Below are 26,640 nucleotides of genomic sequence, written 5' to 3'. Positions count from 1 at the left end.
CCACGGCGCGGAGGTGGGTCCTGATCAGCCGCTGCTCGACCCCTTGTCGCTGCTCTTGTCGCCACTCTTGTCGCTGCTGCCGCCACCGGTCTTGTCGGCCTTGGCCTGCGCGTCCTTGGCCCGCTTCAGCGCGGCCTCAAGATCCTTCTGCGCCTGCCCGTACGCCTCCCAGTCGCCCTTCTTCAGGGCTTCCTGGCCCGCGTCGAAGGCCTTCTGGGCGTCGTTCAGCGCCTTTTGGACCGTGGGGTTGCCCGTATCCGGTGGCGTGGTGTCCGGTGGCGTGGTGCTCCCGTCACCGGTGTCCGAAGGCGGTGTCTCCTTCGCCGCTCCGAAGACGACGTTGAGTGCCTTCTCCAAGGTGTCCTCGAAGGCCGTCTTGCCCGCGTAGGTGACCAACACCTTGCGAAGCAAGGGGTACTTGAGTCCACCACCGCGTACGTAGACGGGCTCGGCATAGAGCAACTCCCCGTCGAGTGGCACCGTCAGCAGGTTGCCGTACTCGACTTCCGACGCACCACCACCGCTCAGAAGTCTGATCTTCTCGGCGATGACCTCGTTGGAGTTGAACTTGCTCTGCACCTGTTTGGGACCGTCGACGGCTTCGTCGGACGGCATCTTCAGTATGTCGATCTTGCCGTAGTCCGGGGAGTCCGCCTCGGCGTTGACCGACATGAACGCGCTCAGGTTGTCGCGGCCGTTGGGCGTGAAGGTGGTCGTCAGCGAGAACGCCTGGCTCTGCTGGTCGGGCATCTTCATGCTCAGGTAGTACGGCGGCACCGCGCTGCCCGACTTGTTGGTCGGGTCGTCCGGCACCTGCCACACCTCGCTGCCGCTGAGGAACGTCTGCGCGTCCTTCACGTGGTAGCGGGTGAGCAGCTCGCGCTGGACCTTGAACAGGTCCTGCGGGTAGCGCAGGTGGTCCATGAGCGCCTGCGAGATCTCGGACTTCTTCTTCACCGTGTTGGGGAACGCCTTCATCCAGGTCTTGAGGACCGGGTCCTTGGTGTCCCACTGGTAGAGCTTGACCTCGCCGGTGTACGCGTCGACGGTCGCCTTCACCGAGTTGCGGATGTAGTTGACCTGGTTCTGCTGGGCCACCACCGCACGCTGGTTGTTGGCCGCGGTCAGCGAGTCCGCCGTCGTGTCACCGAGGGTGGTGCGGGAGGCGTACGGATAGCCGTTGGTGGTGGTGTACGCGTCGACGATCCACTGGATCTTGTGGTTGACGACGGCCGGGTAGGCGTCACCGTCGATGGTCAGCCAGGGCGCCACCGCCTCGACTCGGTCCTTGGGGGTGCGGTTGTAGAGGATCCGGGAACCCTCGCCGATCGCGCCCGAGTAGAGGATCTGCGGCTCGTTGAACGCCACCGCGTACGCGGCCCGGTTGATCGGGTTGGAGAGGTTGACCCCGCTCTTGCCCTGGTAGCTCGTGGTCTTCTCGCCACTGCGGTCGGAGTAGTCGATCTCCTTTTGCGGACCGCCGACGATCGAGTACTGGGTGGTCTTCTCGCCGTAGTAGACGCGCTGCTGGTACGTGCCCAGGTCGCCCGTGGAGGGCAGGTCGGACTCGGTGAAGACGGGGGCGCCCTGGTCGGCCTCGGTGCCCTTGGCCGCGACCACTCCGTAGCCGTGCGTGTAGCGGAAGTGGTCGTTGATCCAGTTGTTCTTCGGGATGCCGTTGAGGTTCAGTTCACGCAGTCCGATGACCGTGTCCTGGACCTTGCCGGTCGGATCCTTGTAGCGGTCGACGTCCAGGTTGGACGGGAAGCCGTAGTAGGCCCACATCTGCTGGAGCTGCTGGAACGTCGGCGAGACCACGTTGGGGTCCATGAGCCGGATGCTGGCCACGTCGGCCGCGTCCGAACGCAGTTTGCCCTTGTCCTTGGTGGTGGACTTGCCGGCGTAGTCCGCGACCTTGGTCTGGTCGATCCCGTACGCCTCGCGCGTCGCCTTCAGGTTCTTCTCGACGTACGGCGCTTCCTTGGCCTGCTCGTTCGGCTGGACCTGGAACTTCTGGACGATCGCCGGGTACAGGCCGCCGATGAGGATCGCGGAGAGCACCATCAGGCCGAAGCCGATGACGGGCAGCTGCCAGGTGCGCCGCCACAGGGTGGCGAAGAACAGCAGGGCGCAGATGACGGCGATGCAGAACAGGATCGTCTTGGCCGGCAGGTAGGCGTTGGCGTCGACGTACCTCAGGCCCGTCCAGTTGCCGGTCGCCTTGAAGTCACTGGACTTCACCGCGAGCCCGTACCGGTCGAGCCAGTAGGCGACCGCCTTCAGGGCGACGAAGACGCCGAGGAGCACCGAGAGGTGCCCGGTGGCCGCGGCCGTGGCACGCGCTCCCGGGCTGGTGATCCTGAGGCCGCCGTACAGGTAGTGCGTGAGCGCGGCGGCGATCAGCGAGAGCACCGTGGCGGCGAAGCCGAAGCCCAGCAGGAACCGGTACCACGGCAGGTCGAAGGCGTAGAAGGAGACGTCCAGGTGGAACTGGGGGTCCTTCTGGTGGAAGGGCACTCCGTTGACCCACATCAGCCACGTGCGCCACTGGCCGGAGGCGGACGCGCCCGCGATCAGCCCCACCAGGGAGGTGATGGCCAGCAGCAGCCACCTCTTGTAGGGCGCGATGCCCATCCGGTACCGGTCGAGGTTCTGCTGCTCCATCGACATGGCGCTCAGTGGCGGGCGCAGCCGGTGCGCCAGCCAGATGTTCACTCCGACCGCGGCCGCCATGAGCAGGCCGAAGACGAAGAAGAGCCCGATCTTGGTCGACAGGGTGGTCGTGAAGACGGACGAGTACTTGACCGACCGATACCAGAGCCAGTCCGTCCAGAACCCCGCGAACATGACGAACGCCATGGCCAGTACGGCCAGGACGCCCAGCGTCATGAGCAGGGTCCGGACCCGCCGGGACGGTCGGCCGACTCTGATCCGCGGCCCCGTCGGGCCTCCGCCGCGGTCCGGCATCTGGAAAGCCAAGGTGCGCACCTCGAAGTTCGCTGTTGATCCGTCAGGCCCCCGTGATCGCGGACCATCCGTCAGGCTCGGTGATCGTGGAGCCTCACCTATGCAACTTACTCACGCTTTACTCGGTTCCCGGTTCGGGGTACTTCCGAGGCAGGATTGTGACCATGTCCAACACTCCCATGGCAGCGAGCCCGCTCACGCGGGCCGTACTCGAGATCGACGAGTACGCCTCCACTCTCGGCTGGGACCAGCCCGCCCGCCTTTTCGCCCTCGTAGACACCGCGCGTCTGCGGACCCAGGAACCCGGCCTCGCGGCCCAGCTCGGTCTGCAGGACGAGCCCGAGACCACCGGTCTCACCCCCGTGGAGCAGGACGAGATCCCTGCAGACACGCCGCTGGACAAGTTCCTCGGCACCATCGCCTGGCCGGACGCCGTGGTCGGCTGCGCGCTCACCGTGGAACGGCTGATGCTGCCGCCGTCCGCGGAGGCCTCGATTCCCGAGGGTCTCGGCGAGAAGCAGCTCGCGAAGTGGGTCGCCAGCCACCCCGACCGCCAGGAGGTGCGCATGACGGTCGGCGTGCTGCGCGACGGGGCCCGCGACTCGGCGGTCAGGCTGCGCGAGAAGGACACGCCGACGGAGGTGCTCACCGGCTCGGGCCTGGTGCCGGGCCTGGCCGAGGCACTGTCGGCGACGTTCGCCGACTGAGGTCCTCGCATACGTCGTTGGGGGCGCCCCGGGTTTTCGGGGCCCCCCCAACGACGTACGGCACAGGCGGTTGTCAGCCCTTGGTGGTGCACTTCGGCAGGTCGGAGGTCTTGCCGCTGCTGATGTTCTTCAGGGCGCTCAGCGCGTCGTCGATGGTGTGCACCTTGACGAGCGTGAGGCCGCCGGGGGTGTCCTTGGCGGCGGCCGCGCAGTTCTCCTTGGGCGTCAGGAAGTACTGGGCGCCCTTCTCGCGGGCGCCGACGGTCTTCATCTCGATGCCGCCGATCGGGCCGACCGTGCCGTCGTCGTCGATGGTTCCGGTGCCGGCCACGAACTTGCCGCCGGTGAGGTTGCCGGGGGTGAGCTTGTCGACGATGCCCAGCGCGAACATCAGGCCCGCACTGGGGCCACCGACGTCGGCGAGCTTGATGTCGATGGTGAACGGGAACGTGTGGTCGGTTCCGGCCGAGATCCCGACGATGGCACGGCTCACGCCTTCGTCGTCGGACTTCGCGGTGGTGATCGTCACGTCCTGCGTCCCGGTCGCCGTCTTGTTCTCCTTCTCGGCGGCGGCCTGCTCCTTGGCGGGCACGATCGTGAAGGTGACCTTCTCGCCGGGCTCGTGCTTGGTGACGAGCTTCGCGACGTCGTCGGGCGCCTTCACCTTCGTACCGTCGACGGCCTTGATCACGTCACCGGCGTGCAGCTTGCCCTCGGCCGGCGTGTCCTTGACGACGGTGGAGACGATCACCCAGGACTTCACCGGGATGTCCAGCTCCTTCAGGGCCGCGACCTTGGCGCTCTCCTGGGACTGGCTGAACTCCTCGGCGTTCTCCTGCGTCGACTGCTCCTCCGTCTTGCCGTCGGGGTAGAGCGTGTCGTGCGGGACCACCTTGTTGTCGTGCGCCAGCCAGCCGTACACGGCCTCTACGAGGTTCATCTTGTAGTCGGCGCTGGTGACCCTGACCGTCGTCATGTTCAGGTGCCCGGTCGTGGGATAGATCTTGTGGCCGGTGATCTGCAGCACCGGCTCACCGCCGTGCTCGCCCAGCGTGTTCACCGTCGGCCCCGGAGACATCTCCGCATAGGGCACTTTGATGAACACTCCCGCGCACAGGAGTGCGATCAGGATCAAGGTGGAGGCGAGCATCGTCGCGGTGCGGCGTGGCATGCCACGACAGTACGGGACCTTGCTGAGGGCGTACCGCCGGGGCCGTCCGTACGAGCGGGCGGACGAAGGCCTGTCCGTCGGATCAGGCCCTGGGTGCGACCGGGCTCAGGTGCCCGAGCCGGACTTCTCCATGGCCTCGCGGAAGCGTGTGTAGCCCGCGAGCTCGGTGCCGTCTCCCGCGGTCCTGCGATTCCGGCTGACCCAACTGCCCCACAGACCGGCGCCGATCGCCGCCACCAGCGGAATGAGCAACCAGGCGAGAGCCGCCATGCCGACCTCCCAACCCCGTGCGCGACCGCAACTGACTGATCAGCAGATTAACCATCCGCTGTGTCAACGCTCACGCCAGGGGGGCGGTTACGCAACCGGACGCCCGGCGCGGCGGCTCAGCAGCCCCCTAAGCGCCGACCCACTCCTGCGTGCCGTCGGAGAACTGCTGGTGCTTCCAGATCGGCACTTCGTGCTTGAGGTCGTCGATCAGTCTGCGGCAGGCCTCGAAGGCCTCGCCGCGGTGCGGGCACGACACGGCGACGACGACGGCGAGGTCACCCACACCGAGGTCACCGACCCGGTGGACGGCAGCGAGCGCCCGGACCGGGTACTCGGCGCACACCTTCTCGGCGATCCGCCGCATCTCCGCCTCGGCACTGGGGTGGCACGAATACCCCAGCGCGTCGACGTCCGCGCCCTCGTCGTGATTGCGCACGGTCCCCACGAACAGCGCCGTCCCGCCGGCCGCGTCGTCCCCGACGGCCCGGAAGACCTCGTCCAGGGACAGCGGTTCCTCGCGAATCGCCAGCAGCCGGATGGGATCCTGTGCCGCGCGCTCACCGGGATGGTCGTTGATGGGTGCCATACCCCCATCGTGCCCCACACCAAGGACACCGAGAAATAGAGCTTTCACCCGGCACGCGCGCGTGGTCGTTTGGAGCGTCCTACAGATCGAGCGTTCCGCAGACGGCAGGTCGAGCGTCCTGCAGAAGTTCCCCGGCTCAGATGCGCCGTCGGGCCTTCCGCACCCGCCGGACCACCGCAGCCGTACCGAGCAGCGCGACTGTCGCTCCCGCGGCGCCCGCCGCCGTCGCGTCCTTGCGCCCCAGCCGTCGCCCGGCCACGGTGTGCCGCCCGGCGACCTCCTCGAGCAGCTCCGCGAGGACCTCCTCGTTGGTCCACTGCGGCCGCCACCCGGCGTCGTGCAGCCGGCTCCCGCTGACCACCCAGGGGTACATCGTGTACGCCAGGTCCCCGGCCGGGGACGGAGTGAGCCCGATCCGGTGGAGCCGGGCGGCCGCGCCGAGAGCCACGGCCGACGGCAGTTCCATCCGCCGGATCCCGCTGAGCTCCTCGACCTCCTCCTGCTCGAGCCACCCGTCGCAGCCGACGGCGAGTTCCCCGTCGACCTTCTCCAGGACGGCGTACTCCAGAGCGCTGCACAGGTCCTCGACGTGGCAGAACTGCCAGGCGGGCCGCGACCCGGCGACCACGAGCAGCCGGGGCGACTCGAAGTACCTGGTCAGAGCCGTGTCGGTGCCGCCGACGAGGACGCCGGGCCGTACGACGGTGACGTTGAGTCCCGGGTGGGCGCGCGGGGCCCGCCGGGCGAGCCGCTCGATCTCCAGGAGGTCGCCCACGCCCGTGGCCTCGGCGGTCGCCCGCAGTTCGGCGTCCTCGGAGAGGGGCAGTTCGTTGTCCGGCAGCGCTCCGTAGACCATCGCGGAGGTGCACAGGACGACACGGTGGACGCCGGCCGCGGCGGCGGCCGTGAGCACGGTCTGCGTCCCCCGGACGTTGTACGCCGTCCGGGCGGCCGCGTCGGTCTCCAGATCGAGGTCGAGGGCCAGGTGCACCACGACGTCCGCCCCGCGCAGTTTCTCCGCGATCGCCGGGTCGCGGACGTCCAGGATGTGCCACTGGGCGCTCGCGCACTCGCCGCGCCGCTCGTCGATGGCGATGACCTGCTTGATCTCCTCACTGGCGGCGAGCCGCTCGGTGAGCAGGGCGCCCACGCCGGACGCGGCGCCGGTGACCGCGACGACGGGCCCGCGCGGCGCGGGACTGGTTGCGAGGTTTCGCGCTGCGCGAACCTGTGGATCTGGGGAACTCACCGGGCGTCTCCAGCGGTTGTCTTCAGTAACGGACGCGCGTGACGCGTACGTACCAGGTGGCATCCATCCTGCCGCAGGCCAGGAGTCGGCGGGGCACCGAGGCCCGAACGGGCGCCGCGGTGTCTACGCTGGGTGGTGTTGTCGGGCAGCCGCCGTCGGAAAGTACCGGCGGCCTTACCAGCCGAGGAATCCCGTGAGTGACACCCCATTCGGATTCGGCCTTCCGCCGGAGGAGCCGGAGAACGGCGACGAGGGCAAGAAGAAGGACCAGCAGAGCGGTGGTGGTCAGGGACCGTTCGGTTTCGGGTCGCCCGGAGCCGGCGGCCCAGGCGCCGACAATCCGCTCGCAGCCATGTTCGGTTCCCTGAACCCGGGCGACCTGGGCGCCGCGTTCCAGCAACTGGGCCAGATGCTCTCGTACGAGGGCGGCCCGGTGAACTGGGACATGGCCAAGCAGATCGCCCGCCAGACGGTCTCCCAGGGCACCTCCGACGGCACCAAGGACGCGAGCGTCGGCCCCGCCGAGCGCTCCGCGGTCGAGGAGGCCGTGCGCCTGGCCGACCTGTGGCTGGACGACGCGACGTCGCTGCCGTCCGGCTCCGGTTCCGCCGTGGCCTGGAGCCGCGCGGAGTGGGTCGAGGCGACCCTGCCGGTGTGGAAGGAGCTCGTCGACCCGGTCGCCGAGCGGGTCGGCGCGGCCATGGGCGACGTCCTGCCGGAGGAGATGCAGGCCATGGCGGGCCCGCTGATCGGCATGATGCGCTCCATGGGCGGCGCCATGTTCGGTACGCAGATCGGACAGGCCGTGGGCGTGCTCGCGGGCGAGGTCGTCGGATCGAGCGACATCGGCCTGCCGCTCGGCCCGGCCGGCAAGGCGGCCCTGCTGCCGCTGAACGTCGAGTCGTTCGGCAAGGACCTGAGCGTCCCCCAGGAGGAGGTGCGGCTGTATCTCGCCCTGCGCGAGGCCGCCCACCAGCGTCTCTTCGCGCACGTACCGTGGCTGCGCTCGCACCTGTTCGGTGCGGTCGAGGGGTACGCGCGCGGGATCAAGGTCGACACGGCCAAGCTGGAGGACGTGGTCGGCCAGCTCGACCCGTCCAATCCCGAGCAGCTGCAGGACGCCTTGCAGCAGGGCATGTTCCAGCCGGAGGACACGCCGGAGCAGAAGGCCGCCCTGGCTCGCCTGGAGACGGCTCTCGCCCTGGTGGAGGGCTGGGTGGACGCGGTGGTGCACTCCGCCGCCAAGCCGCGCCTGTCGTCCGCCGACGCGCTGCGCGAGACGCTGCGCCGCCGCCGTGCCACGGGCGGTCCCGCTGAGCAGACGTTCGCCACGCTGATCGGCCTGGAGCTGCGCCCGCGCCGGCTGCGGGACGCCTCGCGGCTGTGGGCCTCGCTCACGGACGCGCGCGGTGTGGACGGCCGCGACGGTCTGTGGGCCCACCCGGACATGCTGCCGACCGCGTCCGACCTGGACGACCCGGACGGCTTCGTGCACCACGAGCAGCTGGACTTCTCCGAGCTCGACAAGATGCTCGGCGAGGCCGCGGGCGGCTCCGGAGAGAAGCCGAACCTGACGAAGGACGACACCCCGACGGACGACACCCCGAAGGACGACGACAAGGGCAACGGCACCGAGTGAGTCTGCACGACGACGCGGTCCTCGTACTGAAGAGCTACGAGGACCAGGAGGAGCTGCGCCAGACCTACCTGGACCATCTGGCCGTACATTCCGACGGAATGTGGAAGGCCTGCCGGGACGGGCACATCACGGCGAGCGCCCTGGTGATCGACCCGGAGCACGGGCGCGTGCTGCTGACCCTTCACAAGAAGCTCCGGATGTGGCTCCAGATGGGCGGTCACTGCGAGCCGGTCGACGAGACGCTGGCGGCGGCCGCCCTGCGCGAGGGCACCGAGGAGTCGGGCATCGCCGGGCTGATCCTGCTGCCCGGCGGTCCAGTGCGCCTGGACCGGCATCACACCCCGTGTGCCTGGCATCTCGATGTGCAGTACGCGGCCCTCGCCCCGGCCGGGGCCGTGGCGGCGATCAGCGACGAGTCCCTGGACCTGCGCTGGTTCGCGTACGACGAGGTGGCGGGCGTCGCCGACGAGTCGGTCGTACGTCTGGTGGAGGCCACGCGCGCGAGGCTTTGAGATCCAGGAATGCGTAACAGGAATGCGTAAGGGGCGACCGCTACTGCGGTCGCCCCTTACGTCTGCCTTCCGGACGGGCCCCGGTCAGCCCCAGACGTTGCCCTGGTTCTGCGCGTGCGCGCCCTGCTGGCCCACGCCGTACTGGGCGCGCAGTCCCTGGCCGATCACCGCGTTCTGCGGCGGCAGCATCTCGCTGGGCTGGACGAGTGCGAAGCCGCTGCCCATGAAGCTCAGCTCCCAGCCCTCGCCGGTGTTGCCGCGACGCCGGAACACGCCCGAGGAGTGCGTCTGGGCCTGCATCTGCACCCGCAGACTCGTGGACCAGGCGACGATCGCGTCGGCGTCGCAGTTGACGTACTTGTCGGGCGTCACCTGCATCATCAGCGGCATCCCGGAGGTCATCAGCGCGACCTTGCCCCGGCCCGTGATGTTGAGCTGGTACTTGCCGGAGCCGGAGATGCCGTACTGGCTGTCCACGGCGATGACCTCGTGGTGCAGGCCGGAGTCCATCGCCAGCACGTAGCTGCTGTCGACGGTCAGTCCGTCCTGGTCCACGTCGACCAGGTGCACGTGCTGGGCGAGGTTGGCCAGGTAGACCGTGCCCTGCCCGTGGCAGCGCATGAGGTCCAGGCCCTCGCCCGTGTACGCACGCGCGCGGTGCTGGCTGTTGTTCTGGTACTCGGCGTCGAACTCGACGAGACCCTGGTACGCGACCATCGTGCCCTTGCGGGCGAGGATGTCGTCGTGACCCTCCAGGACGACGCGCAGCATCTGCGAGTTCTGCAGGCTGTAGCGCTCCTGGGTCTGGAGGTCGTTGTAGCCGAAAAGCGGGCTCTGCATGGTGTGTCGCTCCCCCTCAGCCCCGGACTCGGAGGCGGTCGGTGCTGTCCTCGCTGGGCTGGACGACGACGATGCCCTGCCCGGAGAACGCCATCTGGTACGCCTCGCCGCTGCCGCGGCCGATCAGCGACTGCGCCTTGAAGCTGCGCTTGCCCTTGACCTTGAGGTTCGGCGACCAGGCGACGAGCGCGTCCGGGTCGACGTACGTCTCGTCCTCACCACCGCCGCAGTCGACGACGATCGGCTTGCCCCGGGAGGTCAGCGCGACCCATCCCTGGCCGGAGATCTTCGTGTTCCACAGGCCCTGTCCGGCGAACTTGGCCAGTCCCTTGACCCGTTCGACGCCCCACTGGAGGTGTGCGTCGAAGGCGAGCAGGTTGGTGGCGTTGACGGAGATCGCGTCGCCGTTCAGGTTGATCACGACGACGTTCGCGCCGTAGTCGGCGAGATAGAGCAGCCCGTCGCCGGAGGCCTTCATGAGGGGTGCGCCCTCACCGGTGATCCAGTCCCGCGCGATCTGGCGTACGGCGGGCGGGTTGGGCTCGTACTGGACGAACCCTTCGTAGGCGACCATCGAGCCCACGCGCGCGAGGAGGTCGTTTCCGGTCTGCATGGCGACCTTCAGCATGTGGTTGCCGTGGTTCTCCATGCGGGCGGTGACGGGTGCCGGGGCGAAGCCCGCGAGCGGCTGGTTCATGACGGGCTCCCTCAGATCTCGTACGGCTGGACGACGATGAAATTGCCGGGCGCGCCGCGGAACTGGAGGTTCACGCTCTCCCCCGTGTCACCGGGGTAGGCGTTGCGCCGCATCCGCACCTGGCTGGAGACGACCACCTGGGCGGCCGCGGACCAGGCGACGACGGACTGGCAGTCGGCGAACGTCGTCGGCGTGACGGGCAGCACCACGGGAGCGCCGTGCGTCTTCACGACGACTGTGCCGGTGCCCTGGAACTGCATCGTGAACAGCGCGCCCCCGGGGATGCCGTGCCCTTCGATCCGGCGCACCTCGTACTGAAGCGACTCGTCGAAGGCGAGGACGTTCTCGGCGGAGACACAGATGGCGTCGCCCTGGAGCTCGATGGGGTGCAGCATCGAGGAGTTCTCGGCGAGGAACACCTGACCCTGGCCGGTGCAGCGCATCAGCTGCATCTCCTGGCCGGTCGCGTTGCCCACGATCCGGCCGGCGAACCCGGCGCCCTTGTAGCTGAAGTCGACCTTGCCCTGGTAGAGCACCATGCTGCCCTGGCGGGCCAGCGCGGGCTGGCCTCCGATGCCGAGGTCGACACGGATCAGCTTCTTGTTCTGCTGGGTCCAGCGCTGGCCGGTGGGCGTCTCCTTGAATGCCTGCAGCGCCGCGGCGACACCGGCGCCGGCCTGCGGGACGCCCTGGGGCGCTCCGTGCGGGGCGGGGGCACCGGCCTGGCCGGGGAACTGCCCGGGGACCTGACCGTAGGCGGGCTGCTGCCCGTAGCCGGGCGGCGCACTCGGCGGCTGCTGGCCGTAGCCGGGCGGCGCACTCGGGGCCTGCTGGCCGTAGCCGGGCGGCGGGGGCGGGGTCTGACCGGGCGGCTGCCCGTACCCGGGCGGCGGTCCGGGCTGCCCGACGGGCTGGCCGTACGGCGCGGGAGCGGGGGCAGGCGGGTGCACGGTGCCACCGCCCGGCGGGGCCAGGGGCGCGATGATGGTCGGCGCGGCGTGCACCGGGGGCGCGGGCGCCGGGGCCGGAGCGGGGGGCGCAGTCGCTCCCGGCGGCGGGGCGAAGCCCTGCGGGGCGGGCGCCGGAGCCGGTGCGGGCGCGCCGAACGCGGGGGGCGCGGTGGCCTGGGCCGGCGGGGCGAAGGACGGAGCGGCACCGGCCTGCGGCTGCTGCGCGGCGGGCTCCTCCTCGGCGACCTCGCCGCCGAAGTTCTTCAGCAGCGCGTCGAGTCCGCCGTCGAAGCCCTGTCCCACGGCGGCGAACCGCCAGACGTCCTTCAGGTAGAAGTCGCCCAGCATCACGGCACGTTCCGTGGAGAATTCGGCGCCGCTGAACGAGTACCGCGCCACCTCCTCGCCGCCCGCGACGATCCGGAGATATCCGGGGGCGATCTGCGACATCTGTCCGGCGCCGTCGATCGTCGCCGTGAACGACAGTTTCTGGATCTGCTGCGGGATCCGGTCCAGCGTGACCCGGAAGGACTCCGCGTCACCGGCCTGCGCACCGAGCAGCTGAACGGACCCCTCGGGGGATTTCGGCTGGTTGAAGAAGATGAAGTAGCGGTCGTCCGAGAGCCGTTCGTCGGCGTCCAGACCGAAGCAACTGATGTCGAAGGTCAGCCCGGGGCCGGTGATCTGCACACCTACGTACAGATCGGTGCCCGAGGTGAGGTCACTGATCTTGGCCTTGTGGCCGCGTTGGAATTCCCTGGCCATGCGTAACGACCGTCCCCCATCCCGAAAGCGAGTGCGTCGCGTCAGGCTAACGGCAAAGTCTGGGAGTGGACCAAGCCGGTACAGACCCGGTACACAATCCCCCCTCGGCGGGAGGCGCGGGCCGCTCCTACTCGTCGCGCGCGGCCGGCAGATGAGGCAGCCGGTCGGCGGCAACCACCCCTTCGAGGTAGCCGCGAGCACGCTCCGTACGCGGATACGCCTCCAGCAGCCTCCAGAAGCGTGGCCCGTGTCCCGGTACGAGCAGGTGCGCGAGTTCGTGGACGAGGACGTAGTCGACGACGTACTCGGGCATGCCCTGCAACCGGTGCGACAGACGGATGCTGCCCTCGGACGGGGTGCACGAGCCCCAGCGCGTGTTCTGATTGGTCACCCAGCGCACGGACGTCGGCCGGGCGCGGCCGTCGAAGTACTGCTCCGACAGACGCCCGGCCCGCTCGGACAGCTCGGCGTCACCGAGCAGCCGTTTGCTCTCCTGGGCGGCCAGCTTGTCGAGCATGACGGTGACCCAGCGCTGTTCCTCCGCCTCGGACATCCGGGCGGGGATGAGCACGACGGTGCGATCGCCCTCGCGGTACGCGGAGACGGTGCGACGCCGTCGCGCACTCCTGCGAACCTCGATCGCGCTCGCCCCCGAGCCGCTTGGCGGCAGGCTCGTCGTGCTGCGCTGTGGTTTTCCGGCGCGGTGCAGTGGGTCGGCGGGCACGCCCCGACGTTACCCGCTGCACATGCGGGAAGTCCCGTCCCCGGGACGGTTCGGTGCCGATCCGCACCCCGTGCGCTTGATTTGTACGACGAACACCACCACCTGTGGACAACTTTCGGCACCCGACGACCGATCCGGGCATGCTGGCATCCGGTCGGCGGAGCAGCACTCACATCCACCGACACACGGGGAAGCTCTGAGCACGACGGGGGTCGGTCATGCATCCGATGGTCAAGCCCGCGCTGCGGCGCGGCTGGCGGGATCTCAACACCGTGCAGTTCGGGATGGCACCGGCGCACGCGATGGTGCTGGGCCCGATGGACACGGCGACGGGCAGTTTCCTCGCCCTGCTCGACGGAACCCGAGGGCTGCCGCTCCTGCGGGACGAAGGGCGCCGGATGGGGCTGCCCGACGGTCATGTCGACGGGCTGATCGACCGGCTGGCCCGCTCCGGTCTGCTCGACGACGCGACAGGAGGCGGCCCGGCCGCGGACGCCCTGCGCGCCAGGAAAGCGGTTCTGGACCGGCTGCGCCCCGACCTCGCGTCGCTCTCCCTGGTCGCCCCCGAGCCGGGCGCCGGCCTCAAGCACCTGGCGGCGCGCCGCTCACTGCGCGTGCAGGTACGGGGCGCGGGCCGGGTGGGTGTGGTCCTGGCCGCACTGCTGGCGGGCGCGGGCGTGGGCGAGGTCGATGTGCGCGACAACGGTCGCGTCGAGCCGTGGGATGTCGCTCCGGGCGGACTGCCCGCGGACTCGGTCGGCGAGCGCCGGGAGGAGGCCGCGCGACGTGCGGTGCGGCGGGCGGCGCCGGATCGGCCACCGCGGCAGGGCCGGGCACGGAAGTCCCCGGGCGGACCGGCACAGGTGGCACCCGGACGCGGGGCGCGATTCGCGGAGAAGAGACGAGACCCGCTGTCGCCGGACCCCGCCGATCCGGCCTCCGGCCCGCCACTGGAACCGGAAATGGAACTGGCGCAGGCGCAGGCACTGGAGCCGACGCAGGAACTCGGGTGGTCACTGGTCATCCTCGCCCCGCGAGACGACCTTGCCGTCCACGCCCCCGACCCGGCCGCCGCCGAGTCCCTGATCACCTCGGGCACACCCCATCTCTATGCGGGCGTCGCGGAGGGGACGGGGGTCGTAGGTCCCCTGGTCCTGCCCGGTGACACGGCCTGCGCGGGCTGCCTGGAGCAGGAACGCGTCGACCGTGATCCCACCTGGCCGCGGCTGGTCGCCCAATGGCGTTCCGGGCGACCACGCCACGTACCGGCGTGCGACCTCGCGCTGGCGGCCGGTGTCGCGGGCCTGGCCGCCGGGCATGCGCTGGCCTTCCTGGACGGCGCGTTGCCATCCAGCGCGGGAGCACGCTGGCAGGCGTCGGTGCCCGGATTCGACTGGCATCCGCGACCGGTCTGGCCCCATCCCGCATGCCTGTGCGGAGCGATGGAGAAAGGTAAGGGGGATCACACCTCGGAGGATGGGGAGCCGCACGAGACAATGGCCGGGCAACAGCCGTACGCGGCACGGCTGTCCGGTACTTGGAGGGCGCATGTCTGATCTTCCCCGGAAGGCGGTCACCCGAACCGCCAAGCTCGCCGCGCTACCGCTCGGCTTCGCCGGGCGGGCAACCTGGGGACTCGGCAAGAGAATCGGCGGGAAGTCCGCGGAGATCGTGGGCCGTGAACTCCAGCAGCGCACGGCGGAGCAGCTCTTCAAGGTGCTCGGCGAGCTCAAAGGCGGTGCGATGAAGTTCGGACAGGCACTGTCCGTCTTCGAGTCGGCGCTGCCCGAGGAGGTCGCGGGACCTTATCGGGCAGCCCTGACGAAGCTCCAGGAGGCAGCGCCTCCGATGCCGACACGCACCGTGCACTCCGTACTGGAGCAGCGGCTCGGGGCGGACTGGGCCGAGCTGTTCGTGGAGTTCCAGGACAAGCCGTCGGCGGCGGCCTCGATCGGCCAGGTGCACCGGGCGGTGTGGCACGACGGCCGCGATGTCGCGGTCAAGGTGCAATACCCCGGCGCGGGCGAGGCCCTGCTGTCCGACCTGAACCAGCTGAGCCGGTTCGCCAGACTCCTCGGCCCTCTGATCCCGGGCATGGACATCAAGCCGCTCATCGCGGAACTGCGCGACCGGGTCTCCGAGGAGCTCGACTACGGGCTGGAGGCCCAGGCCCAGAAAACACACGCGGAGGAGTTCGAAGGCGACCCGGATGTGCTGGTCCCTGCGGTGGTCCACCAGTGCGACCAGGTCCTGGTGACCGAGTGGATCGACGGGATACCCCTGTCGGAAGTGATCGCCGACGGCAGTCAGGAACAGCGCGACCGAGCGGGACAGCTGCTGGCCCGGTTCCTCTTCTCGGGCCCCGCGCGCACCGGTCTCCTGCACGCCGACCCGCACCCGGGCAACTTCCGGCTGCTGCCCGACGAGAAGGGGGGTTGGCGTCTGGGCGTCCTCGACTTCGGCACGGTCGACCGTCTTCCGGGCGGTCTGCCCACCACGATCGGTGACTCCCTGCGCATGACGCTCGAAGGCGAAGCCGAGGCAGTCTATGAACTGCTCTGCGAGGAGGGCTTCGTCAAGGAGTCCATAGCCCTCGACCCCGACGCGGTCCTGGACTACCTCCTGCCGATCATCGAACCGGCCCTGGCCGACGACTTCACCTTCACCCGCGGCTGGATGCGCAGCCAGGCCGCCCGAATCGCCGACCCCCGCTCTCCCGCCCACCAGCTGGGCAAGCGGCTCAACCTGCCCCCGGCGTACCTCCTGATACACCGTGTGACCTTGAGCACCATCGGCGTCCTGTGCCAGCTGGGCGCGACGGTTCGCCTGCGCGACGAACTGGAGGAGTGGCTGCCGGGCTTCCTGCCGGAAGAGGAGCCGGCCGCGGAGGCGTGAGATCGGGGGGTCTGTCGGCGTGGGGTGGGGGGCTGTCTGGGAGGGGCGAAGGGGGAGGGGGCGGGGGCGGGGGGGGAGGCCCCCACCAGAGGTCCTCGCCAGACGAATCCGCCCTTACCACCACGCCGAATCCAGCCGCCCCTCAATCGCCCTGAGATTGGCGCGCGCGCAGCTGTCGCACAGGTACTGGCGGGTGCCGTTCTCGATGGAGCAGGTCCAGGTCGGCTCAGGGCCCTCGGCCTGGGTGCCGCAATGGGCGCACACGAGGGGCTGGGCTTCCTCGGCGGCGTCGGGCCGCGGCCGAGCGCCGGTGTTGTCACTGTCCCCGGGAAGACTCGTCACTCGGCGACGATATCGCCGAGGTCGGGGGTTGTGGGGGTACAACGCACCGCGGGGGCAGGTCCGTTCGGACCTGCCCCGCGGGGAATCACTGTCTGCGACTACTGCCTGCGGCTGTCGTCGGTCACTGCATGACGGCCATGGCCAGCGCGCGGCGGGCGCGCATCGAGGCGCGCTCGGCACGACGCTGCATCCGGCGGGCGGTCGCCAGGCGCAGGGCCCGGCGTTCGCTCTCGGCTTCGTGCAGTCGCTCGTGCATATGCGCACGAGCCAGGGCTTCTGGGATGAGTTGCATCTCGCGGGTCCTGTTCTGACGCGAGTCGTTCGCGCCGGTGGTGGTGAAGTCTGGGGTCGCGGAGCCTGCGGGCTCGCTCGTGGACGGCTTCATCGGGGCCTGCTTCTTGGGGTCGCGCGTCAGGGGGTGGTCGATCGTTCCTCGGATGTTCATGCCGCAACCGGGTTCTTGCGCGGGCGGCCACGCGGCCGCTTGCGGGCGACAACGACACCCTGGACGAAGAGCTCGCCACCCCAGACGCCCCAGGGCTCGCGCCGCTCCTTGGCGCCGGCGAGGCAGGCCTCCATCAGCGGGCAGGTGCGGCAGAGGGACTTGGCGTACTCGACGTCGGCCGGGGACTCGGCGAAGAAGACCTCCGGGTCGTACGAGCGGCAGGGGACGGGTACGCCGAGGTTCTCGATGGCGTCGTCGAGCGCGGTGAGCGCAGTGAGCGGGATCAAGGTGGAGTCCTCCGTGAGGCCGGGCGGGGGGATCGTTTCGGAAGGCGGTACGGACGGGGCGTGCGCTTCGAGTTGCACGGTTGGTCTTCCTCGTCTGGTCGTTCCGGCCGGGTGGGCCGGTTGGCGGCTGGTACCGGGTTCTTTTCTTGTCCCGAGGCCCCTTCGCTCTGCCGTCCCCGGTCGGGGACAAACAGAAGGGCCGCGGATCCCGGGTGGGGTTCCGCGGCCCTGAAGGCGCCGGCCTGATCGAAGATCAGGCTGGATCACTCCAGGGTTCAGGCCCACGGAAGGCCCACATCGTGTGGTGCTGCGTCGTCTGCTTCTTGGATCCGGCACCGGCTGCGGCAAAGGCATAGGCCTCTGCGACTACTGCTGCTTCCAGTGCCTGGGTCGGTCGCTCATTGCGCTCACGGACGGGAAGACCCGCGGGAGACACGGAGGACGCCGGACGGACGGCAGGAATGCCGGACAGACCGGTGCCCAGGTTCGAGACGCCGAGCAGGCACGTGGAGACGACCGAGCGATCGGTCATTTTGGTGGTGCTGATGGAGCTGCGGTTGATGCTGATCACTGGAATCGCCTCCTCTCGGCGTCTAGGGGGACCGGTGCGAGCCGGTCCGACGGCTATTAAGTACAGCACGGAACCGGGGCCTTGGAGAAGGCCTCCGTTCGCGTGCTAAGAACCTATGGGGATTGCTGGGGCATGCGCAAACTATTTTTTCGACGAGTTTGTATCAGTCATCTTCGCCGTCCCCCTCAAGCTCTTGACCTGCGCAGATGGCCAGGACGTCGGCTCCGAAGCGGTTGAGCTTGCGTACGCCGACGCCGGGGATCCGCGCCAGTTCGCCCTCGTCGTCGGGCACGGTCTCGGCGATCGCCATCAGGGTCTTGTCGGTGAAGACGCAGAACGCGGGCTGTCCGCTGCGTTGCGCCTGTACCGCTCGCCACTCCCGCAGCCGCTCGTAGAGGCCCTCGTCCATGTCGGAGGGGCAGTCCTCGCAGCGCATCAGTTTCATCTCAGCGGCCCCGTTCAGCGTGCGGCCGCAGACTCGGCAGCGGGCCGGGGTCCTGCTGGTGCGTCGCACGGCGGCGCCGCCGCTGCTTCCGGTGCCGCGTTCGATGCCTCCCGCGCCGCCCGTGCCGCTGCGGCCCGCGGTGGTGGCGGAGCCGGGGCGCAGGCCGTCGAGGAACCGGCTGGGGCGGCGGTTGGGGCGGCCGCCGGGTGAGCGGGAGAGCGACCAGGAGACGAAGAGGCGTTCTCTGGCGCGGGTGACGCCGACGTAGAGGAGGCGGCGCTCTTCCTCGACCTGCTCGTCCGTTTTCGCGTAGGTGATCGGCATCATGCCCTCGGCGACGCCGACGAGGAAGACGGCGTCCCATTCCAGGCCCTTGGCGGAGTGGAGGGAGGCGAGGGTGACGCCCTGGACGGTCGGGGCGTGCTGGGCGCTCGCGCGTTCGTCGAGCTCTGCCACCAGGTCGCTCAGGGTGGCGCCGGGTTTGGCCGCGGCGAAGTCCTGGGCCAGGTGCACCAGGGCGGCCAGTGATTCCCAGCGTTCTCGGACGGCGCCGGAGCCGGCGGGGGGTTCGGTGGTCCAGCCTTCGCCGGACAGGACGGCGCGGACCTGTGAGGGCAGGTCGACCACGTCGTCAAGGAGGGAGTCGTTTCCTCCGAAGCGGGCGGCGCCGCGCAGGGCGACGCCTGCCTTGCGTACCTCGGGGCGGTCGAAGAAGCGCTCGGCGCCGCGCAGCTGGTAGGGCACGCCCACGTCCGCGAGGGCTTGTTCGTAGATCTCCGACTGGGAGTTCGTACGGAAGAGGATCGCGATCTCGCCTGCGGGGACTCCGGAGGCGATGAGATCGCGAATGCGACGGGCGGCGCCTTCGGCTTCGGCGGGCTCGTCGGTGAACTCGGTGTAGCCGGGTTCGGGGCCCGCGGCGCGCTGGGAGGTCAGTTCGAGGCGGTGGTCGGCTGCCCGTCCTCGGGCCTGGGCCAGCAAACCGTTGGCGAGGTGGACGACCTGGGGGGTGGAGCGGTAGTCCCGTACGAGTTTGACGACGGTGGCCGCGGGGTGGCGGGTGCGGAAGTCGAGAAGGTGGTCGGGGGTTGCACCGGTGAACGAGTAGATGGTCTGGCTGGCGTCGCCGACGACGCAGAGGCTGTCGCGTTCGCCGAGCCACAGGTCGAGGAGGCGTTGCTGGAGGGGGCTGACGTCCTGGTACTCGTCGACCACGAAGTGCTGGTACTGGGCGCGGACCTGTTCTGCGATGTCGTGGCGGTCCTGGAGGACGGCGACGGTGAGCAGCAGGACGTCCTCGAAGTCGATGACGCCGCGGTCGCGCTTGAGGTCCTCGTACGTTCCGTAGAGCTGGGCGATCTCGGCGGGGTTGCGGGGGGTCTCGCGGCCTGCCTTGGCGGCGGCGGCCGCGTAGTCGGCGGGGATGGTCTGGGTGACCTTGGACCATTCGATCTCGGCGGTGACGTCGCGCAGCTCGCCGCGGTCGAGGCGGATGCGGCATGCCGCGGCGGCGTCGGCGACGAGTTGGATCTTTCGGTCGACGAGCCGGGGCATGCTGCCGCCGACTGCTTTCGGCCAGAAGTACTGGAGCTGGCGCAGTGCGGCGGAGTGGAAGGTGCGGGCCTGGACTCCGGCGGCGCCGAGCTGGCGGAGGCGGCCGCGCATCTCGCCGGCGGCGCGGTTGGTGAAGGTGACGGCCAGCACGCTGGAGGGCTGCAGTATTCCGGCGCGCACTCCGTAGGCGATGCGGTGGGTGATGGCGCGGGTCTTGCCCGTGCCGGCGCCTGCCAGGACGCACACCGGTCCGTGCAGGGCGGTGGCCACTTCGCGCTGCTCGGGGTCGAGCCCGTCGAGCACCGCGTCGGCCGAGTCCGGTACCTGCGGGAAGAGGGTGGAGTGCGTTGCTGATGTCACCCCGCCATGCTGCCAGGTCGTCGGAGAGGGGTGAGCCGGTTGTCCACAGGGAGGGCCTCGTGGTCGTACTAATGAGGCAGGCGCCACAGTGGGCCGTGTGATACCCCCTGCGGGAATTGCGGCTCGGTCACGTACGTTCCAGTGACTGCGAGTACGCACCCCAGCAGCAAAGGAGCGCGAGACACATGCCGGGCACTGTGACGATGTACAGCACCACGTGGTGCGGCTACTGCCGTCGGCTGAAGAGCCAGATGGACCGCGAGGGCATCACGTACGACGAGATCAACATCGAGCAGGACCCGGCGTCCGCGGCGTTCGTGGAGAAGGCGAACGGCGGAAACCAGACGGTTCCCACTGTGCTCTTCCCGGACGGTTCGACGCTCACGAACCCGTCGCTGGCGCAGGTCAAGCAGAGGATCGGCGTCTGAGCGGGTAGGTCTTCGGCCCGCTTCGGCGGCGGCCGCAGGCGAAAAGGGGCTGTTCCCGAACCGACTCGGGAACAGCCCCTTTTTCGTGTGCCCGCTCCGGGTCAGACGGTTGCGTTGCCGGGCCTGGGCAGGGGTTTGCCGTACCAGAGCTCGATGAGGCGGGCGGCGATCGAGATGCCGTAGGGGGGCAGGACCTCGCCGGATTCGAAGGCGGTGCGCAGGTCCTCGCGGGAGAACCAGCGGGCTTCGTGGATCTCCTCGCCGTCGACGTTGATCTCCGAGGAGGTGGCTCGGGCCATGAAGCCGAGCATCAGGCTGGAGGGGAAGGGCCAGGGCTGGCTGGCGACGTATTCGACCTCGCCGACGGTGACGCCTGCTTCTTCGAAGACCTCGCGGCGTACGGACTGCTCGATGCCCTCGCCGGGTTCGACGAAGCCGGCGAGGGTGGAGAAGCGGCCTTCGGGCCAGTGGACCTGGCGGCCGAGGAGGATGCGGTCGTCGTCGTCCGTCACGGCCATGATCACGGCGGGGTCGGTGCGCGGGTAGTGCTCGGCGCCGCAGGCGGGGCAGCGGCGGATGTGGCCGGCTGCGGCGATGACGGTGCGCTCGCCGCAGCGTGAGCAGAAGCGGTGCAGGCGCTGCCAGTTCTCCAGGGCGACGGCGTGCACCATGAGGCCGGTGTCGCGGGGGGACAGCAGGAGGCCTGCTTCGCGCAGTCCTGCGGGGCGCGCGGACTGGTCGATGCGTCCGGGCAGTGCGTCCTTCTGGAGTGCGAAGTAGCTCACACCGTCGTCGTCGGTGCCGAGGAAGTAGCGGTGCGCTTCGGTGAGCGGGGCCTCGAAGGAGGGGGTCATGAGGAGTTCGGTGGTGCCGTCGGCCGTCTCGTCGATGAGGACCTGGCCGCCGGAGACCACGAAGACGCGGGTCGTGGGGTGGCTCCATGCCGCCGCGAGCCAGGCCTCGTCGAGCCGGTGGTGGGCGGCGCGGTCGATGCCGCTCGGGGCGGTGAGCGAGATGGGACGGTCGGCGGTGTGGTCGGTCCAGGTGGTCACGGGTGCTTCCAACTCCCCCGGTGGAACGGTTATTTCGGCGGGCGGTTCAGCAGGGCATGCGGCGGGACGTGTGGAGTCGTACGGCGGGATGTGCGTGGCGGGGTTTCCTCAGTGTGCCTCTCGCCAGTTCTCGGCCAGGTCCGTCCACAGGTGGGCGGAGGTTTCGACGCCTTTGAGGAGCAGGTCGAGTTCGACTTTCTCGTTGGGGGCGTGCCAGCCGTCCGAGGGGACGGAGATGCCGAGGAAGAGGACGGGTGCGCCGAGGACTTCCTGCAGGTCGGCGGCGGGTCCGGAGCCGCCTTCGCGGGTGAAGAGGATCGGCTGTTCGAAGGCGCGGCCCATGGCGCGTGCGACGGACTGGAGGGCCGGGTGGTCGAGGGGGGTCAGGCAGGGGCGGGTGGCGGCGCCGAAGGTGATCTCGTGACGGATGCCCGGGGGGAGCTGTTCGGCGGCCCAGGCGCGTACGGCCTTCTCGATGTGGTCCGGGTCCTGTCCGGCGACGAGTCGGAAGGAGAGTTTCACCATGGCCGAGGACGGGATGATCGTCTTGCTGCCGGGGCCTTGGTAGCCGCCGCCGATGCCGTTGACCTCGGCGGTCGGGCGGGCCCAGATGCGTTCGAGGGTGGTGTGTCCGGCTTCGCCGTGGGTGGCGGACGACTTGGCCGTACGCAGCCACTGGGCTTCATCGAAGGGCAGTTCGGCGAAGAGTTCGCGTTCGCGGTCGGTGAGTTCGGTGATGCCTTCGTAGAAGCCGGGGACGGCCACGCGCGCGTGCTCGTCGTGGAGGGCGGCGACGAGGCGGGCGGCAGCGGTGGCCGGGTTGGGGACGGCGCCGCCGAAGGAGCCGGAGTGGATGTCCTGGTCGGGGCCGTGGAGCTGGATCTCGCATTCGGCGAGGCCGCGCATGCCGGTGCACACGGTGGGGGTGTCCTCGGACCACATGCCGGTGTCGGAGACGATCACGGCGTCGGCGGCGAGGCGCTGTGCGTGTGTTTCGACGAGGGCGCGGAAGTGCGGGGAGCCGGATTCCTCCTCGCCTTCGATGAGGAGTTTCAGGTGGACGGCGGGGGTGGTGCGTCCGGTGGCGGCGAGGTGGGCGCGCACGCCGAGTGTGTGAAAGAACACCTGGCCCTTGTCGTCGGCCGCCCCGCGCGCGTGGAGGCGGTTTCCGATGATTTCGGGCTGGAAGGGTTCGGTGTTCCAGCCGTCCTCGCGGGCGGCGGGCTGTACGTCGTGGTGTCCGTAGACGAGGACTGTGGGGGCCGCCGGGTCGTCGGAGGGCCATTCGGCGAAGACGGCGGGGGCGCCCGGTGTGGACCAGACCTCGGTGGTGGGGAATCCGGTCTCCCGCAGTTTGGCGGCGAGCCAGTCGGCGCTGCGCCGTACGTCCGCGGCGTGGTCGGGCTGGGCGGACACCGAGGGGATGCGCAGCCACTCGGCGAGGTCGTCGAGGAATGCGGTGCGGTGGTCCTGGATGTATGTGCGGACGGTGCTGACGGCGCTGTCAACGGGCTTGCTCATGCTCACGAGCCTATCCGCCCGCCGGGGCACGTTGGTCCGGTGGTTCCCCGGGGGTCTCTTCGCGGGGGCCTTCCAGGAGCAGTCGTTCCAGTGCGGCCCGGTCGGGGAGGTCGTGCGGGCGGTCCACGTCGCCGCTGCGGACGTACAGGAATGCGGCTTTGACGGACTCCGGCGGCACTCCCTGCTGTTCGGCCCAGGCGAGCCGGTAGAGGGCGAGCTGGAGGGGGTCCGCGGTGCGGGTGCGGTTGGTCTTCCAGTCGACGATCTCGTACGTCGTGGTGTTGCCGTCGTGTTCTTTGTAGACGGCGTCGATGCGTCCGCGGACGACGCGTCCGGCGATGGCGAGCTGGAAGGGGGCTTCGACGCGGTAGGGGGTCCGGTGTGCGTAAGGGCTGCGTTCGAAGGCGTCCTTGAGGGTCTCCAGGTCGCGTTCGTCGGCGATCTCGGCTTCGCTGCCGGGGAGCTCGTCCGGTTCCAGCAGGGGCAGCCGCAGTTCTTCGAAGCGGGATTCCACCCAGGCGTGGAAGCGGGTGCCGCGGCGTGCGGCGGGCTGCGGCGGGCGTGGCATGGGGCGGGCCAGGTCCTGCGCGAAGCCGTCCGGGTCGGCGGCCAGGCGCAGTACTTGCGAGGCGGTGAGTGAGGGCGGCAGGGGTACGTCGGTGATGCTTGTGCGGGCGCGCAGGAGTTCTCCGGTGAGCGCGTCCAGGTCGCGGTCCCAGGAGGCGAGGGTGCGGGATTCCTCGGGGGGGAGGCCGGTTTCGGCGGGGTGTCGTCGGGCGTGAGGGACGGTGGGCGTGCGGGGGTGGTCGTCGGGGAGTGCTGCGCGCGCGTGGGGGGCGTGTGCGGGGCGGTCCGCGGTCCAGGTGTCCCAGTCGGAGTCGTCGTCCTCGGGGAGGCCGTTTTCGGGGACGTCGTCGGGGATGTGGTCCTCGGGGTAGCCGTCCTGGTCGAAGTGCGGCTCGTCGTGGAGGGCTTCGTTGTCGTCCGGCGGGGGTGGCCAGTCCGGGTCCTCGTAGGAGGTGGAGTCGGGGTCGGTGCCGGGGTGGGTGTCCTGGTGGGAGGCGGCGCGTTCCAGGTGGGCGAGTACGGTTTCGGCGGCTGCGCGGCGGCGGGCCAGTGCGGTGTCGTCGAGGGGGAGCGGCCAGGCGTGGTCACGGCTCGCCCGGTCAAGGGCGGGGTTCTCCTCGTCCTCGGCGGGTTCGTCCGCCCATGCCTCGATGTCGCCGTGTCCGGCGGCGCAGTGTTCGTGGAGGGCGAGCAGGAAGTCGGAGGGGCCGCGCGGGCGCTTCTGCGAGGGGCCCCACCAGTGGCCGGAGCCGAGCAGCAGGGAGCGGGGGCGGGTGAAGGTGACGTAGCCGAGGCGGAGTTCCTCGGTGTGCTGGTGGTCCTTCATGGCCTCGTGGAAGGCCTTCATGCCCTTGGCGTCCCAGGCGTCGATGTCGGGCAGTGTGGCGGCGTCCCCGCGCAGCTGGTGCGGCAGGACCTTGCCCTGGGCGGTCCACTTCTCGCGGCCCTGGGTGCTGGGGAAGGTGCCGGTGACCAGTCCGGGGACGGCGACGACGTCCCATTCCAGGCCCTTGGACTTGTGCGCGGTGAGGACCTTGACGGTGTTCTCGCCGCCGGGGAGGGCGTTGTCGAGGCCCTTCTCGTACTGCGCGGCGGTGCGCAGGAAGCCGAGGAAGGCGAGGAGGGTCGCTTCGCCGTCGCCCGCGGCGAAGGAAGCGGCGATGTCCAGGAAGTTGGAGAGGGTTTCGCGGCGGCGGGCGGCCAGGGCGTGCGGGGAGGCGGAGAGTTCCACTTCGAGGCCGGTGACGGCGAGGACCCGGTGCAGGACGTCCATCAGGGGGTCTGCGAGGGAGCGGCGCAGGTCGCGCAGTTCGGCGGCGAGGCGGGCGAAGCGCACGCGCGCGTCGGGTGAGAAGGGCAGGCCGTCGTCGTCCTTCTCGGCGTCGAGGGGCATCTCCAGGAAGGTGTCGAGGGCGTCGGCGAGCGATATCACCTCGGACGGGTCGACCCCCGCCACGGCGGCGGCGAGCCGGCGGTCCGGGTCGTCGTCGGCGCCCACGCGCGCGTGGGACACGAGCAGCCGGGCGCGGCGCCCCAGGAGGGCGAGGTCGCGGGCGCCGATGCGCCAGCGCGGGCCGGTGAGCAGGCGTACGAGGGAGGCGTTGGCGCCGGGGTCCTGGAGGACTTCGCAGACGGCGACGAGGTCGGCGACCTCGGGGAGGTGCAGCAGCCCGGAGAGGCCGACCACTTCGACGGGGATGTCCCGGGCGACGAGCGCGCCCTGGATCTCGGCGAAGTCGGTCGCGGTGCGGCACAGGACGGCGATCTCGGCGGGTGCCTTCCCGGTGCGGACGAGGTGGGCGATGGAGTCGGCGAGCCAGTCCATCTCCTCGGCGTGGGTGGGCAGCAGGGCGCAGCGGACGATGCCGTCGCGTTCGGCGCCGGGGGCGGGCCTCAGTGCGTCCACGCCCGCGTGCAGGGCGCGCAGGGGTTCCGCGAGGCCGTTGGCGAGGTCGAGGAGGCGGCCGCCGCTGCGGCGGTTCTCGCTCAGTGACTGGCGCTCGGCGTCGCTGCCGTCGGCTTTCGCGAAGTGCTCGGGGAAGTCGTCGAGGTTGGCGACGGAGGCGCCGCGCCAGCCGTAGATCGCCTGGCAGGGGTCGCCGACGGCGGTGACCGGGTGGCCCGTGCCGCCGCCGAACAGTCCGGCGAGCAGGACGCGCTGGGCGACCGAGGTGTCCTGGTACTCGTCGAGGAGGACGACGCGGAACTCGTCGCGCAGGATGGCGCCGACTTCGGGGCGGGTGTCGGCGAGGGTCGCGGAGAGGGCGATCTGGTCGCCGAAGTCGAGGAGGTCGCGCTCGCGTTTGGCGGTCCGGTAGCGGCTGACGAGTTCGGTGAGTTCGCGGCGGGCCGCGGCGGCCTCGGGGACCTTGCGCAGGTCGGGATTGGTGAGCTTGGCGTCTGCGAGGGACCGCAGCAGTTCACCGTCGTAGGCGCGCAGGTCCTCGGGTCGTACGAGGTGTTCGGCGAGTTCGGAGTCGAGTGTGAGGAGGTCGCCGACGAGGTCGGGGAAGGAGCGGGTCAGTGCCGGGTAGGGGCCCGGGGCCTCGCGCAGTACGCGGGCGGCGAGTTGATAGCGGGTGGCGTCGGCGAGCAGGCGGGAGGTGGGTTCGAGTCCGATGCGCAGGCCGTGGTCGGTCAGCAGGCGGCCCGCGAAGGCGTGGTACGTGGAGATGACCGGTTCGCCGGGCGGGTTGTCGGGGTCGATGACGTCCGGGTCGGTGACGCCCGCCCTGATGAGGGCCTTGCGGACGCGCTCGGCGAGTTCGCCCGCCGCCTTGTTGGTGAAGGTCAGGCCGAGGACCTGTTCGGGGGCGACCTGGCCGGTGCCGACCAGCCACACCACGCGGGCTGCCATCACCGTGGTCTTGCCGGATCCGGCTCCGGCCACGATCACCTGCGGGGCGGGCGGTGCGGTGATGCAGGCCGTCTGCTCCGGGGTGAACGGGATGCCGAGGAGCTCCTTGAGCTGATCGGGATCGGTGATACGGGCGGGCACGTCAGAGAGGCTAGCGGCGTGCACTGACAGCGGGGGCCACATCGGCCGTCGGGATGGGAGAACCGCAGGTCAGCACGTGTGGTGCCGTATGTCACTCG

At 70.1% G+C, this 26,640-nt stretch carries 23 protein-coding genes; 6 read left to right on the top strand and 17 right to left on the bottom strand.

All coding sequences use genetic code 11. The features are described 5' to 3' along the window. Nucleotides 1-24: 24 nt before the first annotated feature. Nucleotides 25-2,967 carry a UPF0182 family membrane protein gene (locus ACN6LB_RS27895; protein ID WP_445028308.1) on the bottom strand — a complete coding sequence of 981 codons (2,943 nt, stop codon included), beginning with the start codon at nucleotides 2,965-2,967 and terminating at the stop codon, nucleotides 25-27. Nucleotides 2,968-3,131: 164 nt separating this feature from the next. Between ACN6LB_RS27895 and ACN6LB_RS27890 the strand changes: the two genes are divergently transcribed. After that, entirely contained in the window at nucleotides 3,132-3,674 is a 543-nt protein-coding gene (locus ACN6LB_RS27890) for a PPA1309 family protein (protein ID WP_356147270.1), read from the top strand. A gap of 73 nt (nucleotides 3,675-3,747) precedes the next feature. On the opposite strand, the gene ACN6LB_RS27885 is transcribed toward ACN6LB_RS27890, so the two are convergent. The 4 genes from ACN6LB_RS27885 to ACN6LB_RS27870 all read right to left on the bottom strand — a co-directional run bounded on the left by ACN6LB_RS27885 (nucleotide 3,748) and on the right by ACN6LB_RS27870 (nucleotide 6,950). After that, entirely contained in the window at nucleotides 3,748-4,845 is a 1,098-nt protein-coding gene (locus tag ACN6LB_RS27885; protein WP_356147267.1) for a YlbL family protein, read from the bottom strand. A gap of 105 nt (nucleotides 4,846-4,950) precedes the next feature. Further along, on the bottom strand, nucleotides 4,951-5,115 hold the full coding sequence (locus ACN6LB_RS27880; RefSeq protein WP_356147264.1) for a hypothetical protein: 165 nt from the start codon (nucleotides 5,113-5,115) through the stop codon (nucleotides 4,951-4,953). Between the two features lie 127 nt (nucleotides 5,116-5,242). Next, nucleotides 5,243-5,701, bottom strand: coding sequence for a molybdenum cofactor biosynthesis protein MoaE (locus tag ACN6LB_RS27875; protein ID WP_445028293.1), 459 nt, complete (start codon nucleotides 5,699-5,701; stop codon nucleotides 5,243-5,245). Between the two features lie 136 nt (nucleotides 5,702-5,837). Beyond that, nucleotides 5,838-6,950 (bottom strand): SDR family oxidoreductase, encoded by a 1,113-nt coding sequence (locus tag ACN6LB_RS27870; RefSeq protein ID WP_445028292.1) that lies wholly within the window; start codon nucleotides 6,948-6,950, stop codon nucleotides 5,838-5,840. Nucleotides 6,951-7,143: 193 nt separating this feature from the next. On the opposite strand from ACN6LB_RS27870, the gene ACN6LB_RS27865 reads away from it, so the two are divergent. Next, entirely contained in the window at nucleotides 7,144-8,589 is a 1,446-nt protein-coding gene (locus tag ACN6LB_RS27865; RefSeq protein WP_356147253.1) for a zinc-dependent metalloprotease, read from the top strand. After that, nucleotides 8,586-9,101: an NUDIX hydrolase gene (locus tag ACN6LB_RS27860; protein WP_445028291.1), complete on the top strand. Its 516-nt coding sequence runs from the start codon at nucleotides 8,586-8,588 to the stop codon at nucleotides 9,099-9,101. Before ACN6LB_RS27865 ends, ACN6LB_RS27860 begins: the two co-directional genes overlap by 4 nt. 84 nt (nucleotides 9,102-9,185) lie before the next feature. Here ACN6LB_RS27860 and ACN6LB_RS27855 read toward each other — a convergent pair whose 3' ends face one another. The 4 genes from ACN6LB_RS27855 to ACN6LB_RS27840 form a co-directional block, all read right to left on the bottom strand. Beyond that, nucleotides 9,186-9,941: an AIM24 family protein gene (locus ACN6LB_RS27855; RefSeq protein ID WP_356147247.1), complete on the bottom strand. Its 756-nt coding sequence runs from the start codon at nucleotides 9,939-9,941 to the stop codon at nucleotides 9,186-9,188. A 16-nt stretch (nucleotides 9,942-9,957) separates the two neighbouring features. Beyond that, nucleotides 9,958-10,638 carry an AIM24 family protein gene (locus ACN6LB_RS27850; RefSeq protein WP_356147241.1) on the bottom strand — a complete coding sequence of 227 codons (681 nt, stop codon included), beginning with the start codon at nucleotides 10,636-10,638 and terminating at the stop codon, nucleotides 9,958-9,960. Nucleotides 10,639-10,649: 11 nt separating this feature from the next. After that, nucleotides 10,650-12,353, bottom strand: a complete 1,704-nt coding sequence (locus tag ACN6LB_RS27845) for a TerD family protein (RefSeq protein ID WP_445028290.1) — start codon at nucleotides 12,351-12,353, stop codon at nucleotides 10,650-10,652. A gap of 127 nt (nucleotides 12,354-12,480) precedes the next feature. Beyond that, nucleotides 12,481-13,077 (bottom strand): M48 metallopeptidase family protein, encoded by a 597-nt coding sequence (locus ACN6LB_RS27840; RefSeq protein ID WP_356149402.1) that lies wholly within the window; start codon nucleotides 13,075-13,077, stop codon nucleotides 12,481-12,483. Between the two features lie 218 nt (nucleotides 13,078-13,295). On the opposite strand from ACN6LB_RS27840, the gene ACN6LB_RS27835 reads away from it, so the two are divergent. Both ACN6LB_RS27835 and ACN6LB_RS27830 read left to right on the top strand, forming a co-directional pair. Beyond that, entirely contained in the window at nucleotides 13,296-14,633 is a 1,338-nt protein-coding gene (locus ACN6LB_RS27835) for a TOMM precursor leader peptide-binding protein (RefSeq protein WP_445028289.1), read from the top strand. Continuing rightward, nucleotides 14,626-15,972 carry an ABC1 kinase family protein gene (locus ACN6LB_RS27830; protein ID WP_445028288.1) on the top strand — a complete coding sequence of 449 codons (1,347 nt, stop codon included), beginning with the start codon at nucleotides 14,626-14,628 and terminating at the stop codon, nucleotides 15,970-15,972. Before ACN6LB_RS27835 ends, ACN6LB_RS27830 begins: the two co-directional genes overlap by 8 nt. 114 nt (nucleotides 15,973-16,086) lie before the next feature. Here ACN6LB_RS27830 and ACN6LB_RS27825 read toward each other — a convergent pair whose 3' ends face one another. The 5 genes from ACN6LB_RS27825 to ACN6LB_RS27805 form a co-directional block, all read right to left on the bottom strand. Then, nucleotides 16,087-16,314, bottom strand: a complete 228-nt coding sequence (locus ACN6LB_RS27825) for a hypothetical protein (RefSeq protein ID WP_445028287.1) — start codon at nucleotides 16,312-16,314, stop codon at nucleotides 16,087-16,089. Between the two features lie 121 nt (nucleotides 16,315-16,435). Continuing rightward, complete coding sequence (locus ACN6LB_RS27820; RefSeq protein WP_356140521.1) at nucleotides 16,436-16,759, bottom strand: hypothetical protein; 324 nt, start codon at nucleotides 16,757-16,759, stop codon at nucleotides 16,436-16,438. Beyond that, nucleotides 16,756-17,124, bottom strand: a complete 369-nt coding sequence (locus tag ACN6LB_RS27815) for a WhiB family transcriptional regulator (RefSeq protein WP_028802016.1) — start codon at nucleotides 17,122-17,124, stop codon at nucleotides 16,756-16,758. Before ACN6LB_RS27815 ends, ACN6LB_RS27820 begins: the two co-directional genes overlap by 4 nt. Before the next feature lie 175 nt (nucleotides 17,125-17,299). Next, a complete protein-coding gene (locus tag ACN6LB_RS27810) occupies nucleotides 17,300-17,617 on the bottom strand; it encodes a hypothetical protein (protein ID WP_356140523.1) in 318 nt (105 codons plus the stop codon). A gap of 163 nt (nucleotides 17,618-17,780) precedes the next feature. Then, nucleotides 17,781-19,976, bottom strand: coding sequence for an ATP-dependent DNA helicase UvrD2 (locus ACN6LB_RS27805; RefSeq protein WP_445028286.1), 2,196 nt, complete (start codon nucleotides 19,974-19,976; stop codon nucleotides 17,781-17,783). Between the two features lie 185 nt (nucleotides 19,977-20,161). Between ACN6LB_RS27805 and ACN6LB_RS27800 the strand changes: the two genes are divergently transcribed. Continuing rightward, entirely contained in the window at nucleotides 20,162-20,404 is a 243-nt protein-coding gene (locus ACN6LB_RS27800; protein WP_356140527.1) for a mycoredoxin, read from the top strand. A gap of 101 nt (nucleotides 20,405-20,505) precedes the next feature. On the opposite strand, the gene nudC is transcribed toward ACN6LB_RS27800, so the two are convergent. From nudC to ACN6LB_RS27785, 3 genes are all read right to left on the bottom strand, one after another. Then, entirely contained in the window at nucleotides 20,506-21,456 is a 951-nt protein-coding gene (gene nudC, locus ACN6LB_RS27795; RefSeq protein WP_445028285.1) for an NAD(+) diphosphatase, read from the bottom strand. A 108-nt stretch (nucleotides 21,457-21,564) separates the two neighbouring features. Continuing rightward, nucleotides 21,565-22,977: a dipeptidase gene (locus ACN6LB_RS27790; protein ID WP_445028284.1), complete on the bottom strand. Its 1,413-nt coding sequence runs from the start codon at nucleotides 22,975-22,977 to the stop codon at nucleotides 21,565-21,567. 10 nt (nucleotides 22,978-22,987) lie between these two features. Then, entirely contained in the window at nucleotides 22,988-26,542 is a 3,555-nt protein-coding gene (locus ACN6LB_RS27785) for a UvrD-helicase domain-containing protein (RefSeq protein ID WP_445028283.1), read from the bottom strand. Nucleotides 26,543-26,640: the final 98 nt, after the last annotated feature.

Source organism: Streptomyces sp. SAS_270 (assembly GCF_052543295.1).
This window is presented reverse-complemented; position numbering and strand designations above follow the sequence as displayed.